Source organism: Paenibacillus caui, from assembly GCF_019904135.1.
GTDB lineage: Bacteria > Bacillota > Bacilli > Paenibacillales > Paenibacillaceae > Fontibacillus > Fontibacillus caui.
The window spans coordinates 82,554-100,426 of record NZ_JAIOGQ010000012.1; the positions used below are offsets into that span (position 1 = coordinate 82,554).

The following is a 17,873-nucleotide window of genomic DNA, read 5'->3' on the forward strand; positions in this document are numbered from 1 at the left end:
AACCGCGGGTTCGGACAAGAGCACGTCCGCTAAGGCGGCTTTAGTTTGGGAGGGAAACCGCTTGAGCTATAAAAATTTACGTCAATGGATTGAGGCGCTCCGCAAGGAGAATGATCTGGCCATCATCGATGTGCCGGTGGATCCTTATTTGGAGCTTGCCGAAATCCACCGCCGGGTCATTGAAGAAGGAGGGCCGGCGCTGCTGTTCACTAACGTGAAAGGGACTCCGTTCCCCGTTGCGACAAACCTGTTCGGTACCGCCAGACGGGTTGATCTGGCCTTTGGACCAAGACCGGAGCAGCTTGCGAGCCGTTTGGTCGGCGCCCTGGACACGATGCTGCCGCCGACCCCCAAGGCGCTATGGAATGAACGGGGACTCATTTGGGAAGCGTTAAAGATGGGATGGGGCACGATTCCGAAAACGGTTTCAAAAGAAGAGGCCCCCGTTTTGCAGGTGTGCCGCACCGACAAGCCGCTGGCCGAGCTTCCCAAGGTGACAAGCTGGCAGGAGGATGGCGGACCTTTTATTACGCTGCCCCTCGTCTATACCGAAAATCCGCTCAAACCGAAGGATCATAATCTCGGCATGTACCGGATTCAGCTCTACGATGATCAGACAACCGGCGTTCACTGGCAGATTCACAAGGGCGGCGGATTTCATTACCACGAGGCGGAGAAGCTGAATCAGGCCTTGCCGGTATCCATCTTTATCGGCGGACCGCCGGCTTTGATCGCCTCGGCCATCGCTCCGCTGCCGGAGCATTTGCCGGAGCTGCTGCTGACTTCCTTTGTGCTCGGGGAAAGACTGCCTATGGCGAATAACCCGCTCGGCGGCCACCGGATTCCGGCCGAAGTGGAATTTGCCATCCACGGCTTTGTTGCGCCGCATGAACGCCGTCCGGAAGGACCGTTTGGCGATCACTACGGGTATTATTCCCTGCAGCATGATTTTCCCGTGCTGAACGTAAATCATATGTGGCACCGCAAGGATGCGATTTACCCGGCAACCATTGTCGGCAAACCCCGGCAGGAGGATTACTATCTGGGCGATTTCTTGCAAAAGCTGCTGTCTCCGGCGTTCCCGCTCGTCATGCCATCCGTCCATACGGTCTGGACTTATGGAGAGACGGGCCACCATTCCCTGGCTTCGGCCATCGTGAAGGAACGTTATTCCCGGGAAGCGCTCGTTGCCGGCTTCTCGATTCTGGGACAGGGGCAGCTTTCACTGACCAAATTCCTCATGCTGACCGATCAGCATCTGGATTTGGCCGATTTCCGCAAGCTGCTGGAAGCCGTTCTGGAGCGGTTTAATCCGTCGACAGACTTGTTTATTTTCAACAATACGTCCCATGACACGCTGGATTATACCGGAAAAAGACTGAACCACGGCAGCAAAGCCATTCTGATCGGCGTCGGAGAACCGGTACGAAAGCTGCCTTCAGAGTACAACGAAGGCGAAATTGCGGAGATCGAGCGGATTGCGCCGTACCACAAGGGTTGCCTGGTCGTTTCCGGGGCATCTTATGAGCGGGAGCCGGAGCTTCCGGTCCGGCTGCTGTCCAGACTTCGCGAGCGCGGTACGGCCTGGCCGCTAGTCGTTCTGGTAGATGATGCGGACACGGTTGCATCCAGCACGAACAAGTTTCTGTGGACGGTCTTTACGCGTTTCAATCCGGCCACCGATATTTATTCGGAAGCGGACGTGCGCCAGCATCATCTGGCCTACAGTCTGCCTCTGGTCATCGACGCGCGGATGAAGCCGGGATATCCGGACGAGCTGTTCCCGAGAGAGGATATTGTGAAATTGGTGGACGAACGCTGGAATACTTATTTTCAAGGATAACCTGCTCATATGACGATAAAAAAGCGAGGGATGGATATGCTGCGAACGCTGCTGGGAGAGCCTCCTAGAGCGAACGAAGGACTGATTGCGGACGCTACTCGGGCCATGGCCCGGACGGTTTATCTGCTGGAACAGGAAATTGAGCGCAGCCAGGATCCCTCCCATGATTGCCGCAAGCTTGAAATTTGGACCCGCGGGCTCATATCTTCGCTTGATGAACTGGAGCAGTGTACGTTCGCGGCCGGCTTTTTCCGGGAAAAGGTCAAGAAAGATTTTGTGGAGGATATGAACCCGCAGGAGAAAGGCGACTATGCACGTTACGTATTTTTCTACAAGGATGGTTTTGTGCGGCTGTTTTCTCTGCTCGACAAGCTGGGCATTCTGCTGGACGAGTTCTACGGGCTGAATACGGCGAAGGTCAAGCCGCATTTTTCTTATTTTACGGTGCTGAGGCAGTTCCCGTATCTGAAGGTTCATCCCGATCTGGGAGAACGGCTGGATAGCCTGAAAGAGGAGTATAAAGAGCCGATTTCGATTCTCCGGAAACGGCGGAATACGGAAATTCATTTTATGAATTCCGAGATGCAGGATGATTTGTGGCAGCGGCATCAGGCTCTGTACGGCAAAATCGAGCTGGAGGATCTGGACCAGCACATGCAGGAACTGCGGCTAGGATACGAAATGGCCTGCAATTCGCTGATCGCCGTTTTTGATTACATGGGCAAGCATTGGACCCGGACGAAGCCCCAACCATAATCCCAAAAATTTTCTTTGACAAACGATGTGAGAGTTACTATACTAGGTTCTAGCTTCAATTTCTGAAATTCAGCTGAATTTTCTTGGAATTTCATATTTCTTATCAAGAGAGGCGGAGGGAAAGGCCCGATGAAGCCCGGCAACCGATTCGGAATGTTGATTAGGCATACCGAATGTCATGGTGCTAATTCCTCAGGATGCGCTGCAATGCATTCTGGCAGATGAGAAGGTATAATCTCTGACAAGTTGGAGAGTCCCGGGCATCTGCCTAGGGCTCTTTTTTAGTTTTTTCTTAGAACAGGAGGTCCATATTTGATTGAGCTGAAGGAAATTACAAAAGTATATGGCTCCAAGCAAAAGACAACCACCGCGCTGTCCGGCCTCAATCTTACGGTTGAGAAAGGCCAGATATTCGGCGTGATCGGCCATTCAGGTGCGGGGAAGAGCACCTTGATCAGGTGCATCAATTTACTGGAGCGGCCGACGAGAGGCGAGGTTTGGGTGAACGGCGTAAACCTGACCCGTCTCGGAAAAAGAGAGCTGCAGCAGCAGCGGCGGCGAATCGGCATGATTTTTCAGCATTTTAATCTGCTGTCATCGGCAACCGTGTACGACAACATCGCCTTTCCGCTTAAGCTTGCGGGCAGTGACAAAGCGAAGATCAAGGCGAAGGTAGAGGAACTGCTCGTTCTCGTCGGACTTGAAGCCCACAGCGCCAAATATCCGTCCCAGCTGTCCGGCGGACAGAAGCAGCGTGTCGGCATAGCCCGGGCGCTGGCCAGCGATCCGGGTGTGCTGCTGTGCGACGAAGCGACATCGGCGCTTGATCCGCAGACAACCGACTCCATCTTGAAGCTGCTGCTGGACATTAACCGGAAGCTGGGACTGACGATCATGCTGATCACGCATGAGATGCATGTCATCCAGAGCATTTGTGACCGGGTTGCCGTCATTCATCAAGGCGGCATTGTCGAGGAAGGTCCGGTAACGGAGGTATTCCTGAAGCCTCAGCACCCGGTGACAAAAGAATTTATCAGCCGCGATGTAGCCGGCGGCGAACCGCTGAAGCAGGCTATCGAATTGCTGAAGCCGAAAGGGATCGGGATTTACCGGATCACGTTTCTGGGTACCCAAACCTACGAATCGACGCTGTCCGAGGTGGTCAGCGAAACCGGCGTACATTTTGCCATCCTGCAGGGTACGATCTCCGCAATTAAAGATGTTCCCTATGGCCAACTGACGGTATCGTTTGAAGGCAAACCCGAAGCGGTAGCCCAAACGGTCGCCAAGCTCCAGCAGCGGGAACTGGATGTGGAGGTGATAGACTAAAATGTGGGGTCTGGATTTTTCACAATTGGATTGGAATGAGATGACGCAGGCATCCTACGATACGCTTTCCATGATGGGATATTCGCTTTTGTTCACCATCGTGATCGGATTGCCGCTCGGTATCATTCTTTACATGACGGCGCGTTCCAATTCCTTAGTTTTCAGATGGACTTATCGGGTCATTTCGTTTGTGGTCAATATTTTGCGTTCCATACCTTTTGTTATTCTCATTATCTCGCTTTTGCCTTTGACCAAGCTGATTGTCGGCACAACTCTCGGCGTTACGGGGACGATTCCTCCGCTCGTCATCGGAGCGGCTCCTTTCTTCGCCCGGCTTGTCGAGACAAGCCTTAGGGAAGTGGATTGGGGCGTCATCGAAGCGGCCCATGCGATGGGAGCTTCCACCGGACAGGTGGTGCGGCGGGTGCTGCTGCCCGAATCGCTGCCCGGACTGATTGCCGGAGCAACCATTACGGCGGTTACGCTGGTTTCCTATACGGCGATGTCGGGCATGGTTGGAGGCGGCGGACTGGGCGATTTGGCCATCCGTTTCGGATACTACCGATACGAGAAGGAAGTCATGATTATTGCGGTGCTGTTCATGATTGTGCTGGTGCAAATTTTGCAAATGGCCGGCGACCGGCTCGTGGTGCATTTTACAAGGAAATAAGGAAACAACAAATATAACTTCAGAAAGTAAGTCCTTATTCAAAAAAATCATTCATTTGGAGGTATTGAAAATGAAAAAATGGGCTCTCGCTTTTCTTACGCTGTCACTCGTAGTGGTGCTGGCGGCTTGCGGCAACAATGCGAAAAATAGCAGCAATGGCCAGGCTGCCAAAGGCAATGCATCGGCTGCGCCTCAGGAGTCGGCTTCAGCCACGCCGGTCAAGCTTAGAGTTGGAGCAACGGCTGTGCCTCACGCCGAAATTTTGGAGCATATCAAGCCTGCGCTGGCGGCTGAAGGCGTTGATCTGGAGATTAAAGAATTTACGGACTATGTGCTGCCTAACAAGGAATTGGCAGGCAAGTCGCTGGATGTGAACTTCTTCCAGCATCAGCCATACCTGGATGAACAGAACAAACAACTGGGGACCAACCTGGTGTCCGTTGCCGGGGTACACATCGAGCCGTTTGGCGCTTATTCCCATAAAATCAAATCCATTGATGAGCTTCCGGACGGTGCTACGGTTGCAATCCCGAACGATGCGACCAACGGCGGACGCGCCCTGCTTCTGCTGGCCAAGAACGGTCTGATCACGCTGAAAGACGGAGCAGGCATTACGGCTACAAAGGCGGATATCGCGGAAAATCCGAAAAACCTGAAATTCAAGGAACTGGATGCGGCTATGCTTCCGCGCCAGCTGGATGAAGTGGACCTGGCTCTCATCAATACGAACTATGCGCTTGAAGCCAACCTCGTTCCGACCAAGGATGCACTCTTTATCGAAGATAAAGATTCCCCTTACACCAATATTCTGGTAGCCCGTCCGGACAACAAGGACTCCGACGCGATTCAGAAGCTGGTCAAAGCGCTCACTTCTGAAGACGTGAAGAAGTTTATCGAGGATAAATATAAAGGAGCTGTTGTTCCAGCGTTTTAAGTTGGCGCAGGACAATCGAGCCCCAATTGTCCCGGCGTTTAGACCCGGGGCAATGCTTTAAGGCGAAAGACCGAACGTCACCGCAGGTGATGGCTGGTCTTTCGCCTCTTTTGTTTGAAAGAACAGAATAAGCCTGCCCATGCAGGGCTTAGAGTTTTCCGGGATGAAAGGGTAAGGAACTGCTCCGGTTGTGATCGGCTTTTAAATCTTTTATACTACTCAGGTAGGGAACCGCTGTGTTTGTTTAGGAGGAGGATTGGAATTGAACGCTCATATTGCCCTCATCACAGGCAGCGCAAAAGGTTTGGGAAAACGGACGGCGCTTGCTTTGGCGGAGCAGGGCTGCGATATTGCTCTTAATTATGTTCACAGCGAGAAGGAAGCAAGAGAGCTGCAAGCTCGAATTCAACATACAGGCGTACGCTGCATCGCCGTTCAGGGCGACGTATCCAGGCACGATGAAATTGAAAGGCTGGTGGGTACGGTTCAGCGGGAACTCGGCAGGATCGATATTCTGGTCAATAACGCAGGTCCGTTCATTCGCGAGCGGAAGCTGTTCTCGGAGTACAGCAGGCAAGAAATATTGTCGCTGATCGAAGGCAACCTGGTGGGCACCATGCTGCTGGATCATCTTGTGCTGGAAGGGATGCGCCGGCAAAGCTGGGGACGGATCATTCACTTCGGGTTCGGACATGCTTCGGAATCGAGGGCGTGGCCTCACAGGGCTGTGTACGCAGCGGCCAAGACGGGCCTCGTATCCTTCACCAAGACGCTTGCCGTAGAGGAAGCGCCGCATGGAATTACGGTGAATATGGTATGTCCCGGTGACATCCGTGGAGACAATAAGGAGAAATCCATCGCCGAGGTCAGCGGCATGCAGGATGGGGAGACGCCCCGCGGGCGGCCGGGCAGCGGAGAAGATGTAGCCAGAGTCATCGCGTTTCTGTGCCACAAGGCCTCGGATTTCATTACTGGAAACATTATGGACATATCGGGCGGACTCGATCCGATCAGGCCCTTGATTCCGTCTAAAGCCATTGGAGCAAGAAAAGAGGAATAAACAAAAAGTCTTGGATTCCGAAGGGAACCCAAGACTTTCTATAATTAAAATACTTGTACGACCTCTTGTACGCCTTCTACTTCTTCAAACAGGGCGCGTTCGATACCAGCCTTCAGAGTGATGGTGGAGCTTGGGCAGCTGCCGCAGGCGCCCATCAGTTTCAGCTTCACGATGCCGTCTTCGACGTCTACGAGTTCAACGTCACCGCCATCGCGCTGCAGGAAGGGGCGAAGCTTGTCAAGAACCTCCAGCACTTCATCATACAATGTATCTTGTGCATTTGCGCTCATTGATTTCAACTCCTTTCATGACATAATGATATTATATTATAAAAAAGTCCAAATTAAAATGGCTATAAAGTGAGGGATTTTACAGCATGCGTCCAATCATTGAATTTTGCACAAGCAACATGCACTTTGGCACTGACGAAGTGATGGAAAAGCTGGAAGAGAACCCGGATTACGATGTCATCGAATACGGCTGTCTCAACAACTGCGGACTTTGCTCCATGGCTCCGTATGCGCTGGTCAATGGAGAGATCGTGGAAGCCGAAAGCGCCGAGAAGCTGTACGAGCTTATTATGGATAAAATCAAGGAGATGGAAGCCTGGGATTTGCTGGATCTGGATTAACGGATTGACTTAAGCAACGAAACGATATTGAAAAAAAAGAACAGGCCTTATGACGGAACGTCATAGGCCTAGGTCTGCTATTGCTAAGCGGTGATCATGATCCGGGGGCTTTCTATTCGTAAACCTGAATTTCGTTGTAAAAAGTATCTCTTTCCACAGGAATCCGGCCTGCCCCCTGAATGAGCCAGATCAATTCCTTGCGTGTTAATCCTTCGGGCGTTACCGCACCTGCCGAGTGGCTGATGCGTTCCTTCAGAATCGTGCCGTGAACGTCGGAAGCGCCGAAGCTGAGGGAGACTTGGGTAAGCTGTGTCCCGATATTAATGAAGTAAGCCTTGATATGGTCGATATTGTCCAGCATCAGGCGGCTGATCGCGATTGTCTTCAGATCCTCGTAGGCCGAGTTGCGGCGCATAATGCTGGCATTTTTGTTCTTAGGCTGCATGGACAGCGGAATAAATACCATGAATCCGCCAGTCTCATCCTGCAGATCGCGAATCTGGATCATGTGGCGAATCCGGTCTTCGTGGGTCTCGATGGATCCGTACAGCATCGTGGTGTGGGTTTTCATCCCCAGCTTGTGAGCTGTCCGGTGCACATCCAAATATTGATCGACATTCGCTTTGTCGACTTTCATTTTCTGGCGGTACTGGTCGGACAAAATTTCCGCGCCGCCTCCGGTCAGCGTTTTAAGTCCGGCCTTCTGCAGCTCCTGCAGCACTTCTTTGGTGCTAAGGCCGCTAAGACGGGTGAAAAATTCGATCTCCGCCGCCGTGTATGCTTTCAGGGTAACATTCGGAAAACGCTCATTAAGCGCTTTGAGGGAGTCTACATAATATTGAAAAGGAACGTGGTTGTTATGTCCGCCGACGATATGAAATTCCCGGATACCGGGGTGGATATGCTGCTCCACATATTCAATCATTTCCTGGCCGGACAACGTGTACGAGCCCTCTTCGCCCTGATCTTTACGAAAATTGCAGAAAGCGCAATAAGATTCGCATACATTGGTAAAGTAAAGGCTCATATTTTCGATAAAATAAACCTTTTTGCCGTTTTTTCTATGGTTGGCCTCGTTAGCCAATTGACCGATCGTCAAAAGGTCGTCGCTTTTATAGAGGTAAACACCGTCTTCCAAACTTAATCTTACGCCGTTTTGCACCTTTTCAATGATTTCGGCCATCTTTTTATCCTGGTGAGGGAGTGTAGTAACTGGCATGCGTTTTCCTCCGTTTCCGACTTGTTAAAACATGTTCTTGTGAAATAATGAACACATCTTATATGGACAATGTATTACCTAAAATTTTTGGCATGACAATATTCCGACAATTATTCGGTTAATCACCTGTCCTATTATAAACCTCCATTTCTGAAGGGGCAATAACGCTCCGTGTAAGAAATAACGGGAACTTAAGGAGAAAGAGTGAGTTATTTCACATTAATAAAGGCAAAAAGCGAGTATATGTGTATTTTTACATACCCATTTATTATTATTGAGCGTATGGATAAGAAGGCGTATACTGAAGATAGTAAGGATGAAGGAGGTTGAGCTTAATGATAAATATTAGCGATAGCGCACTCGATAGAATCAAGGACATGCTCGCTGAGCAAGAAATTCCGAACATGTTCCTTCGCCTCGGTGTCAACCCTGGCGGCTGCAGCGGTTTCTCCTATGCAATGGGGTTCGATGATGAAGAATCCGCTGATGACGTGTTTATGGAGGTTGGCGGCGTGAAGGTCGTGGTGGAGAAAGACAACCTGCGTTACCTTAACGGCCTGGAAATTGACTTCAAGGAATCCGGCATGAGCGGAGGGTTCACCATCCATAACCCGAACGCCGTAGCCAGCTGTGGCTGCGGACAGTCGTTCAAGATGCGGGATGAAGAAGGGCGTCCGGAGGTTTGCGAGTAATAAACCGCGCCAGATTAACGTTTTGATTCCGGTGGTCTGACGGCAGCCGAAACGAAAAGCCACTACGGAAACGAACGTTCGGGGCGAAGGATTGCGGGCGAAATTAGCGCGTTAACAACCCTCCGCGATGAACGTTAACAACCCGTAAATGACCGTTTCAGGGTTGAGGATTACGGCCTCCATAGCGAATTAGTCTCGTACTAATTACGTACATGGAGGCCTTTTTATGTCGTTAAAAAAGCGGGAACGGCGCGTACCGAATGGAGCGAAGACACTACGATCGACGCGAAATGAACCGACGTTATCGGACTCAGAGAGCCTAGGGCAGTTTTTAGGCTACGAAAAAATCCACCCAGCCCAATAACTTGTTAGGACACGGCAAAAGCAAAAAAACAAAGGTATGTTACATAGGGAAATATTCCCATTTGTGGTATGATAGTTTCATATAATCGATAGCGGGGGAATACTACATGCCTAAATCGGACATACTCTCAAGAGTATTCGAAAGAATTGAAAAATTTATGTACCATGGAACTCATACAGGCAATTATAATTCACTATATAACGGAATAAATGTAAAACAGAGTAAACGAAAGTTAGATTTTGGAACGGGATTTTATTTAACTTCTGATTTTACTCAGGCAAGTAAGCATGCTGTTAAAAAGGCTGCCCCCGTAAACCAAGAGGCAATTGTATTTATTTATGAAGTTGATACTGTTAGACTTCGAAAAGAGTACAACAGTTATATATTGCAGCGAATGGATCTTGTTTGGGCAGAGTTTATTTATGACAATAGGTCGCCGCAATTTTCTAAACCTCATACATATGACTATGTGTACGGAGGGGTAGCAGATGGACAGAATTTGTACGACTTGCTCGCACAAATGGATGATGATAAGATGAATACAGGAGAAATTGATGTAGAGTTCTTTTTGGAGAGTATTGCAAAGTACCTTTACGATCAATTATCCATTCATAATCAAGATATTGTTAATCAAGGCATAATTAAATTACTTAGGGTGGTGAAGGCTCATGATAAAAGAACAGAATACATTCCAGCGTAGATCGTTCGAGAGAAAAATGAATGAACAAGCAGATTTAGGTTATCCAAATTTCAAAAAAGGGATAGCTGCTTCTCTTGTTACAAATTTTAATCTTAATTATGATGAGGCCTTGCGCCTAGCCTTCATGCCCGAAATTAATGAACAAATTATGAAAGATGTACCTTGGGCTCAGCACATGGGGGCTGAGTATTGGGCAGAAGTAATAGCTTATAATCACCTATAAATATTTATAACGCTTATCACACGGCAGTCTTTGCGGAGTAGCATTCCGAGGGCTGCGGTTTTTTGTTAATAACTGGCGACGGCGCCTCTTGCGCATGCTCAGCCTTCCGAATTGGTGTATGGGTTACATAACCATTTTCGGAAGGTTTTTTAATAGGTTCACAGTTCTAGGTACAAAGTAGTCACAGACTTGAACAAATAGATGACTTTTATTTATTATTTTTATGAAATTATTCTTATTTTCATTCAGTTTGCAATAGAGTATAATGCTTTTTGGAACAATCGAAAGAGTGTTTCGGGTGCCAACTTTATCGAAGAAATCGACAGGCTTCCCAAACAATAGAGCAGCCGGATCCACAAGCGACAGACATGCTTTGATCAAATCTGCCCCCTATTTGCAAAAGGAAGTAGACAACCCGTTTGTTGTATGCCGGTCCACACGGCAGCGTTGTCCCAGCCTGCAAGGTTTGCAACCCTATGCCAAAGGAGCCGACCTGCTTCCTTTACCGCTTTGATACTTGTGAAAATATGGCCATATCCCTCTCGTTAAACCCCCTGGTTCAGGCATTCCCGGGAAGCCGAAGTTATTTTTATCATTTATCCCCTAGACAACGACCAGCACAGATCTCCCTAAAATCAGGCTGAAGCCTTGGACAATCATCCAAGATAACAATAGCTGCCCTGAGTATATATAACTATGTCTCCAGTGAGATAGAAAGGGGAGTTATATATGCCAGGAAGGCAGTTAGCTGACAAGTGGCTGAAGACCGAAGCGCTCCTCGCCGAGCCCAGCATAGCCAAACATATTCCTCAAACCAGATTGTTTGATGAGAATGCTTTAAAAAGCATGCTTCATCAGTTCGGAATGGTTGTGATCAAGCCTTTGCGAGGAGGCGGCGGCTACGGAGTCATCAAGGTGAACTGGAACGGAAGCGGCTATAGCTTCACTAAAGGTGAAGTAAGAAGGACATTCCAATCTTTTGACAGTCTGTACCGTGCCTTGAACAAAGTGAAGGTCAAACGAAGATATTTAATCCAGCAGGGAATTCATCTTGCCCGTATATCCGGCCGTCCGATCGATTACAGGGTGAAGGTAGTCAAACAGGATGGGGAGTGGGTCTACCGTTCCATGGTGGGGCGCCTCGCTCGTCCCGGATTGTTTGTGACTAATCTGTGCAAAGGCGGTTTGCAATTGACAGCCCGGGAAGGGCTCAGCAGGTCTTTTTCCAGGAAGAGAGCTGCTGGCAAACGCAAAGAAATGAGGGAATTAACGAATACGAGCATCAGGGTATTGGAGAACGCCTTTCCTGGAATCGGGGAACTCGGGTTTGACTACGGCATAGATGTAGCGGGAAAAGTGTGGATATTTGAAGTAAATACACGCCCTCAGTAACTTAGTTTAAGTGTCGAGACTCGCTGCGTAAAGGTTGCACATAAAGGAATAGTTTGGAAGGTAAGGAAAAAAGTTAAACTTTTTTTCGACAACCAACAGCCACAAAAGTCCTGTGAATAACTTTTGTCCACAGTATCCTCAGCGATAGGCGAGGTATTTCGTGGTTTACTAACAATTTATTCACAGGATTTCCACAGCTGTTTGTGGATAACAAGAACGCTTGTTCTCTTAAATTATTCTTGATATGATAGAAAAAAAAAGGAAAGGATGTGTTAATAATGGCGCTGTTAACAGACGAGATGCTGCTGGATTCCTATCGAATGGCCACTGAACTTCAGTTGGAACGGGAATTCATTGCACTGCTGTTGGCGGAAATTCACAAGCGCGAGCTAAATGTGGAATTAAACCCACTTCTCCATTAAGATATGCAGATGGAAGACAGAATATGATTGGTTTTGAAGCTTTGAAATAGCCATGAATTGATTTTTTGGAACAAAATTCAGATGAAACGGTTATTTAGCCGACTATCAGCCGTTTACATAAACGGAGAATAAATAGCAAGGGTATCCTAACTACGAAGGACAGTTGGTCATGTCATCCGTGCAGGATACCCTTTTTTATATCCGGGAAATGATCATAACGCCCTCCCGGATCCGAGACTTATAGCTTCATGTTGCTGCTGTGTCCAGGAGACAGTTTCGCATCCGGATCGATATACACCTTTGCGTTGTTCACGGCGGTCGGCGCTTCCCCGAAACCTACAGCGATAAGCTTGAGCTTGCCCGGATAGGTCGTAATATCACCGGCTGAGAAAATCCCCGGAATCGAGGTTTCCATCCGCGAGTCGACAACAATCGAATTGTTCTCGATTTTAATGCCCCATTCGGCGATAGGGCCGAGCGACGAAACAAAACCAAAGTTCACGATAACGTCATCGACTTCGATTTCCTGCGACTCTTTTGTTTTTACATGGGAGATCGTCACACGCTCAATTTGATCCTTCCCTTGAAGGGCGGTAATCTCTGTTGGCGTGATGACATTTACTCTGGAGGAATGGAGGTTCTCGACACTGTGTTCATGGGCGCGGAATTTATCACGGCGGTGAATCAGCGTCACCTGCTCGGCAATCGGCTCAAGCATAAGCGCCCAGTCTACCGCAGAATCGCCTCCTCCGCTGATCAATACCTTGCGGCCGCGGAACTGGTTCAGATCGCTAACGAAATAGTGAAGGTTGCTTTTTTCGAACTGCGCCGCTTCTTCAAGTTCAAGACGACGTGGTTCGAAGGCGCCGACACCGGCAGTAATAATGATGGCCTTGGCGTGATGAACGCCTTTGTCCGTTGTTACCACAAAGTGGCGCTCGTCTTTCTTTTCCACCTGAAGAACCTTTTCTTCAAGACATACTTCAGGGTTGAACAGCTTCAGCTGCTCGTTCAAATTGTTGACGAGTTCCTGGGCGGTAATTTTCGGGAAGCCGGCAACATCATAAATATATTTTTCAGGATAGAGAGCCGCGAGTTGGCCCCCGAGCTGAGGCATGCTCTCAATAAGCTTTACGGACGCCTGGCGCATACCGCCGTAAAAAGCGGCAAACATACCTGCTGGACCACCGCCGATAATAAGCAAATCAGTGAGATCGTCGTTGTTGGCAAGGGAAGACACGAATAAAAGCACCTCCAAAAGCTTGGGATATTGTCAATTCTACTTTATTATAAGCATACGATCCTATAATGCAAATGGGAGGCGAGAGTCCTACCTTTTTAAAACGCTTGGGGAAAGCACAAGATTAGCCAAATTATGAACAAAAATAAACCTTGATCTTTTCGGATGTTCCCTATAGAATGCAATGGAACTGTAATGCCAGAGCTGTATTTTTCCGGGAGTTCACGGACAATTTGCGGGTTATTGGCCACTTTTTTGATATGAAAATTACGTTATTCACAAAATTTCAAGTGTGGCTTTTCACAATTTTTTTTTGATGCACATCCAAAAATTTTTTAAAGATAAAATCGGTGATTTGCCGGAAGGAGTCAGAACCAAACATGAGCACCATCCCTAAAATTGTAATTTTGGGTGCGGGTTACGGAGGGATTTTGACCGCACAACGATTGCAAAAGGAACTCAACTATAATGAAGCAGATGTTACGCTTGTCAACCGACATGATTATCACTACTTTACGACGCATTTACATATGCCCGCTGCCGGAACGGACTCTATTGAACACACTCGTGTGCCGATTTCCAAGCTGATTGACGAGTTCAAGATCGATCTTGTAAAATCGGCGGTCCGCGAAATTCGCCTGTCCGACCGGAAAGTTATTCTGGAAGACGGTACTTTGTCTTATGACTATTTGGTGATCGCGCTTGGGGGCGAACCCGAGACGTTCGGCATTCCGGGGATGGAGGAGCATGCCTTTACGATCCGCAGCATCAATTCCGTCCGCATGATCCGCCAGCATATCGAATATCAGTTTGCGCTCTACAAGACGGATGAAAGCCGCAAGGACCGGCTCAATTTTGTAGTTGGCGGCGCCGGCTTCAGCGGCATTGAATTCGTTGCCGAATTGGCGGACCGGATACCGAGACTTTGCAGGGAATATGATGTGGATCCGGCCAAGGTTCATATTTACAATATTGAAGCTGCGCCTACCGCGCTGCCCGGATTTGATGCGGAGCTCGTTCAGTATGCCATGGATATCCTGCAGAAAAAAGGAGTCACCTTCAGGCTCGGCACTGCGATCCAGGAGTGCCGTCCCGACGGGGTTGTACTTGCTGGGGGGGAATCGATCAAAGCGGCTACCGTTGTTTGGACAGGCGGTATTCGCGGGAACCGCATTATTGAAGCTTCCGGCCTTGAAACGATGCGCGGACGGGTAAAGGTGGACGATACATTGCGCGCGCCGGGTATGGACAATGTATTTATTATCGGCGATAACTCGCTGATGTTTAATTCCGAAGGACGGCCCTACCCGCCGACGGCTCAAATTGCCATGCAGCAGGGCGCAGGCTGCGCCAAAAATATCGTCGCGGCCATCCGCGGCGGACAATCGAAACCATTTGCGTTCAACAACAAGGGAACCGTTGCTTCGCTGGGGAAAGGTGAAGCCATTGCCATCATAGGGGACAAGAAGGTAAAGGGCTGGAAAGCGGCGCAATTAAAGAAACTCGTGGATTTAAGATATCTGTTTATTATCGGGGGCATTCCACTTGTACTGAGGAAAGGAAGATTTCTGTAAATGCGGCACTGCAGTGTTCAGGTAAGAGGGCTGCTCACCCGTGATGAGCTGGACCGTTACAATGCTTTGATGGAGGTCGGATCGTATCTGGAAGGCAACCAGCGTTATGATCTCGCTTACGTTGTCCAGAAGGAAGTCGATATTCTGATTCTTCCGGCGATCGAGAGGCTGAAAGAGAAAAGCCGCGATCGCGACCGGGCTACGGCCGAATATCTGGAGTCTCTGCGCAGCAGCGACGAGGATGACGAAGAGGAAGAATAAGAATAAGACAGACGAGCCCAACCTTTTGAAGTCATTAGAAGAGGTTGGGCTCGTCTGCCGGTAGGCTTTAGGAATCGTCCCGAGCCTTAGATTTTAAGCAACTGTTCAAACCCTTCCAAAGTCAGCAGGTTGCCGACGTAAAACGGGCCGAATTCCCCGTAACGGGCGCTGACTTCGTCAAACCGCATTTCGTAGACCAGCTTCTTGAACTGCAGCGCGTCATCAGAGAACAGCGTAACGCCCCATTCCCAATCGTCCAGTCCAACCGATCCGGTAATGATCTGCTTCACCTTGCCGGCATAGCTGCGTCCGATCAGTCCGTGGCTGCGCATCAGGCTTCTGCGTTCTTCCATGGAGAGCATGTACCAGTTATCGGCAAGCTCGCGTTTTTTATTCATCGGATAGAAACAGATATGTCTGGATTTTGGCATGATCGGCTGAAGCCGGGCCATCACTTCGGGCTTCTGCCGCGGATCGCCGTCTCCGGAGCCCATATAGTTGCTCAATTCCACTACGCTGACATAGGAATAGGCTTTGGTTGTATATTCGGCAAAGGTTGTTTTATTAAATTCCGTTTCGATCGCATTCAATTCTTCAAGCGTTTCCCGAAGATGAACGATGACAAAATCGGCTTTTTGTCCCACAATGCTATATATAACAGTACTGCCTGTTTTGGCCTCCTCCACATCTGCCCATTCCTTCAGAAGCACGCGGAGATCATCGACTCCCACTGCGCGTTCCTCATCATCGGTTGCCTTCCAGGCGTTCCAATTGATAGAACGGAAATCGTGCAGCGCGTACCAGCCATCCAGGGTTGAAGCTGCTTCACTCATGAAATCACTCCTCAAGGTATATATCTGATATTGTAGCGCAAGCAGAGACAAAGGGGCAAACCGCTTCATTATATTTTCATGAAGTCTTCCGCTTGAGATAAGGGCTGCTGGCTTCCCTGCGGTTTTTTGTTAATATTTATCGAGTCCGGTCGATTTTTTTTGTGATAGAATAGAGAAACGATACCGCTCAGAAAGGAGCGATAAACACTTTGCGCATAAACAATCTGCATCATTACACGGAAAATCACCGTTATTGCGTATATCGCGACTTTAATCTCGGAACGGTGGACCAACGGATGCTTAGCACGGTCTACCAGCCCATTGTAGGGGGCTTTGCGGTTTCACTCTATCATTTCCTGTTTCAGCAGGTCCCTCTTCACCAAGTCGGATACTCTCCAATGGAACAGCAGCGAAGCCTGTTTCTGTCGCTTGGCGTAGAGCCAGGTGAAAAGGGACGGAAGTTTATGATTGAACAAACCTCCAAGCTGGAAGCCGTAGGCCTGCTGCAGAGCAGCCGGATCTATGTCCCGGACAACGAAGATTACTCGTATGAATATGAATTGCAGCCGCCCCTGTCACCGGCGGATTTCTTCAAAACCCAGCATTTGACCCTGCTCTTGAGGGACAAGGTCGGAAAGTTTGCCGTGCTGTCGCTGCAGGAACAGCTGTTCAGCAAGGAGCCGGCCGAATACGGCCATCCTGTCAACAAAGAGAACTTGTCGGTCCCTTTTTACGATATATTTGAGCTAAGCGCCCATACGATTGATTATGAATTGGAGCAGGCGATCTCTGAAGTGGCGATATCCAGACAGCCCGAAAGAATGCAAGAGGAACCCGGCTTCAATTATGCCGATATTATCATTCGGTTTCCAAGGGGCTCTGCCAACCGTGTGCATGTGGAATCACTCCGGTTTGATCCGGACAAGCTGGGTGCCGTCAATTATACGGCGCGCAAATATGAACTTTCCATTCAGGATTTGTGCCGGCTGCTGGACGAGGACGGCATTTTTGCCCCCGACGGAGCGCTGCAGCTGGATGTGCTGCAGCATAAGGCGAATCTTCATTTCCGCCAGGGCAAGAAACGCCAGGAAGAGCGGAATATGGCCGCAGGCAAGGTGGTTGCCCTTCGCGAGCAAAATGCCGCGGCCCAGGAGCTCCCGGTCGAGCACTCCGTGCAGATGGAGTATTACGTGGAAGTGCCGCCGCAGCTGCAGGGCAAATGCGATGTGCACCAGTACAACATGATGCTCCGCAACGAGCCGCACACCCGGCTGCTGCCGAAATTTTTTCCAGGAACGGTACCGGATAATTTGCTGGATATTTTTGAGAAAATCGATCTGAATTACAAGCTGCCGGGCGAGGTCATCAACGTATTGATTCATTATCTGATGATGCTTCTGACATCGGGAGGAGAACAGCGGATCAACCGCAAATTCGTCGAAACCATTGCATCGAATATGCTCCTGAAACAGGTCACTACATATGAGAAGGCCGTTACTTATATTCGCGAGCAGTCCAAAGTGAAGAAGACGGCTACGTCCGAGCCGGCCCTGGCGGCCCAGACAGGCAGAGGAAGAGCATATTCCCGCAGTGCGAAGGGCAAACCGGAAATTCCGATCGTGCAAAGTTCGGCTCAGCAGAACGGAACCGTTACCGAGGAAGAATTTGCCAAGCTGCTGAAGCTGGCCGAACGTATGCAAAGCGGTCACAAGAAGGAAGTTTGAGATAAC

Annotated in this window: 19 protein-coding genes and 1 riboswitch; of the genes, 15 read left to right on the forward strand and 4 right to left on the reverse strand. The window is 49.3% G+C overall.

Annotated features, from left to right (window positions below):
• Window positions 1-61 precede the first annotated feature (61 nt).
• The 6 genes from K7397_RS09145 to K7397_RS09170 all read left to right on the forward strand — a co-directional run bounded on the left by K7397_RS09145 (window position 62) and on the right by K7397_RS09170 (window position 6,592).
• The gene (locus tag K7397_RS09145) at window positions 62-1,843 is read left to right on the forward strand and encodes a UbiD family decarboxylase (protein WP_223067638.1); all 1,782 of its coding nucleotides are present in this window, start codon (window positions 62-64) and stop codon (window positions 1,841-1,843) included.
• Between the two features lie 36 nt (window positions 1,844-1,879).
• On the forward strand, window positions 1,880-2,599 hold the full coding sequence (locus tag K7397_RS09150) for a Cthe_2314 family HEPN domain-containing protein (protein ID WP_223067690.1): 720 nt from the start codon (window positions 1,880-1,882) through the stop codon (window positions 2,597-2,599).
• A gap of 97 nt (window positions 2,600-2,696) precedes the next feature.
• A riboswitch (SAM riboswitch) is annotated at window positions 2,697-2,827 on the forward strand.
• A gap of 84 nt (window positions 2,828-2,911) precedes the next feature.
• Complete coding sequence (locus K7397_RS09155) at window positions 2,912-3,928, forward strand: methionine ABC transporter ATP-binding protein (protein ID WP_223067639.1); 1,017 nt, start codon at window positions 2,912-2,914, stop codon at window positions 3,926-3,928.
• A 1-nt stretch (window position 3,929) separates the two neighbouring features.
• Window positions 3,930-4,598: a methionine ABC transporter permease gene (locus K7397_RS09160; RefSeq protein WP_223067640.1), complete on the forward strand. Its 669-nt coding sequence runs from the start codon at window positions 3,930-3,932 to the stop codon at window positions 4,596-4,598.
• Window positions 4,599-4,668: 70 nt separating this feature from the next.
• On the forward strand, window positions 4,669-5,532 hold the full coding sequence (locus K7397_RS09165) for a MetQ/NlpA family ABC transporter substrate-binding protein (RefSeq protein WP_223067641.1): 864 nt from the start codon (window positions 4,669-4,671) through the stop codon (window positions 5,530-5,532).
• Between the two features lie 262 nt (window positions 5,533-5,794).
• Entirely contained in the window at window positions 5,795-6,592 is a 798-nt protein-coding gene (locus tag K7397_RS09170) for an SDR family oxidoreductase (protein WP_223067642.1), read from the forward strand.
• Between the two features lie 44 nt (window positions 6,593-6,636).
• On the opposite strand, the gene K7397_RS09175 is transcribed toward K7397_RS09170, so the two are convergent.
• Window positions 6,637-6,882, reverse strand: coding sequence for a NifU family protein (locus K7397_RS09175; RefSeq protein ID WP_223067643.1), 246 nt, complete (start codon window positions 6,880-6,882; stop codon window positions 6,637-6,639).
• A gap of 86 nt (window positions 6,883-6,968) precedes the next feature.
• Between K7397_RS09175 and K7397_RS09180 the strand changes: the two genes are divergently transcribed.
• Entirely contained in the window at window positions 6,969-7,223 is a 255-nt protein-coding gene (locus tag K7397_RS09180; RefSeq protein ID WP_223067644.1) for a YuzB family protein, read from the forward strand.
• A gap of 112 nt (window positions 7,224-7,335) precedes the next feature.
• Here K7397_RS09180 and mqnE read toward each other — a convergent pair whose 3' ends face one another.
• On the reverse strand, window positions 7,336-8,442 hold the full coding sequence (mqnE, locus tag K7397_RS09185) for an aminofutalosine synthase MqnE (RefSeq protein ID WP_223067645.1): 1,107 nt from the start codon (window positions 8,440-8,442) through the stop codon (window positions 7,336-7,338).
• 335 nt (window positions 8,443-8,777) lie between these two features.
• Between mqnE and K7397_RS09190 the strand changes: the two genes are divergently transcribed.
• The 5 genes from K7397_RS09190 to sda all read left to right on the forward strand — a co-directional run bounded on the left by K7397_RS09190 (window position 8,778) and on the right by sda (window position 12,235).
• The gene (locus K7397_RS09190) at window positions 8,778-9,134 is read left to right on the forward strand and encodes a HesB/IscA family protein (RefSeq protein WP_223067646.1); all 357 of its coding nucleotides are present in this window, start codon (window positions 8,778-8,780) and stop codon (window positions 9,132-9,134) included.
• Window positions 9,135-9,604: 470 nt separating this feature from the next.
• Window positions 9,605-10,198 (forward strand): DUF3990 domain-containing protein, encoded by a 594-nt coding sequence (locus K7397_RS09195; RefSeq protein WP_223067647.1) that lies wholly within the window; start codon window positions 9,605-9,607, stop codon window positions 10,196-10,198.
• Between the two features lie 16 nt (window positions 10,199-10,214).
• Window positions 10,215-10,421 (forward strand): hypothetical protein, encoded by a 207-nt coding sequence (locus tag K7397_RS09200; protein WP_223067648.1) that lies wholly within the window; start codon window positions 10,215-10,217, stop codon window positions 10,419-10,421.
• A 729-nt stretch (window positions 10,422-11,150) separates the two neighbouring features.
• Window positions 11,151-11,813, forward strand: coding sequence for a YheC/YheD family protein (locus tag K7397_RS09205; RefSeq protein ID WP_223067649.1), 663 nt, complete (start codon window positions 11,151-11,153; stop codon window positions 11,811-11,813).
• A gap of 278 nt (window positions 11,814-12,091) precedes the next feature.
• Window positions 12,092-12,235: a sporulation histidine kinase inhibitor Sda gene (sda, locus tag K7397_RS09210; protein ID WP_223067650.1), complete on the forward strand. Its 144-nt coding sequence runs from the start codon at window positions 12,092-12,094 to the stop codon at window positions 12,233-12,235.
• 238 nt (window positions 12,236-12,473) lie between these two features.
• Here sda and K7397_RS09215 read toward each other — a convergent pair whose 3' ends face one another.
• A complete protein-coding gene (locus tag K7397_RS09215) occupies window positions 12,474-13,475 on the reverse strand; it encodes an NAD(P)/FAD-dependent oxidoreductase (protein WP_223067651.1) in 1,002 nt (333 codons plus the stop codon).
• Window positions 13,476-13,855: 380 nt separating this feature from the next.
• Here K7397_RS09215 and K7397_RS09220 point away from each other — a divergent pair, with 380 nt between their 5' ends.
• Together K7397_RS09220 and K7397_RS09225 are read left to right on the forward strand one after the other, a co-directional pair.
• Window positions 13,856-15,049 (forward strand): NAD(P)/FAD-dependent oxidoreductase, encoded by a 1,194-nt coding sequence (locus tag K7397_RS09220; protein WP_223067652.1) that lies wholly within the window; start codon window positions 13,856-13,858, stop codon window positions 15,047-15,049.
• A complete protein-coding gene (locus K7397_RS09225) occupies window positions 15,050-15,310 on the forward strand; it encodes a hypothetical protein (protein WP_223067653.1) in 261 nt (86 codons plus the stop codon).
• 86 nt (window positions 15,311-15,396) lie between these two features.
• Here K7397_RS09225 and hemQ read toward each other — a convergent pair whose 3' ends face one another.
• Window positions 15,397-16,143 carry a hydrogen peroxide-dependent heme synthase gene (gene hemQ, locus K7397_RS09230; protein ID WP_223067654.1) on the reverse strand — a complete coding sequence of 249 codons (747 nt, stop codon included), beginning with the start codon at window positions 16,141-16,143 and terminating at the stop codon, window positions 15,397-15,399.
• A 209-nt stretch (window positions 16,144-16,352) separates the two neighbouring features.
• On the opposite strand from hemQ, the gene K7397_RS09235 reads away from it, so the two are divergent.
• Window positions 16,353-17,867, forward strand: a complete 1,515-nt coding sequence (locus tag K7397_RS09235) for a replication initiation and membrane attachment family protein (RefSeq protein ID WP_223067655.1) — start codon at window positions 16,353-16,355, stop codon at window positions 17,865-17,867.
• Window positions 17,868-17,873: the final 6 nt, after the last annotated feature.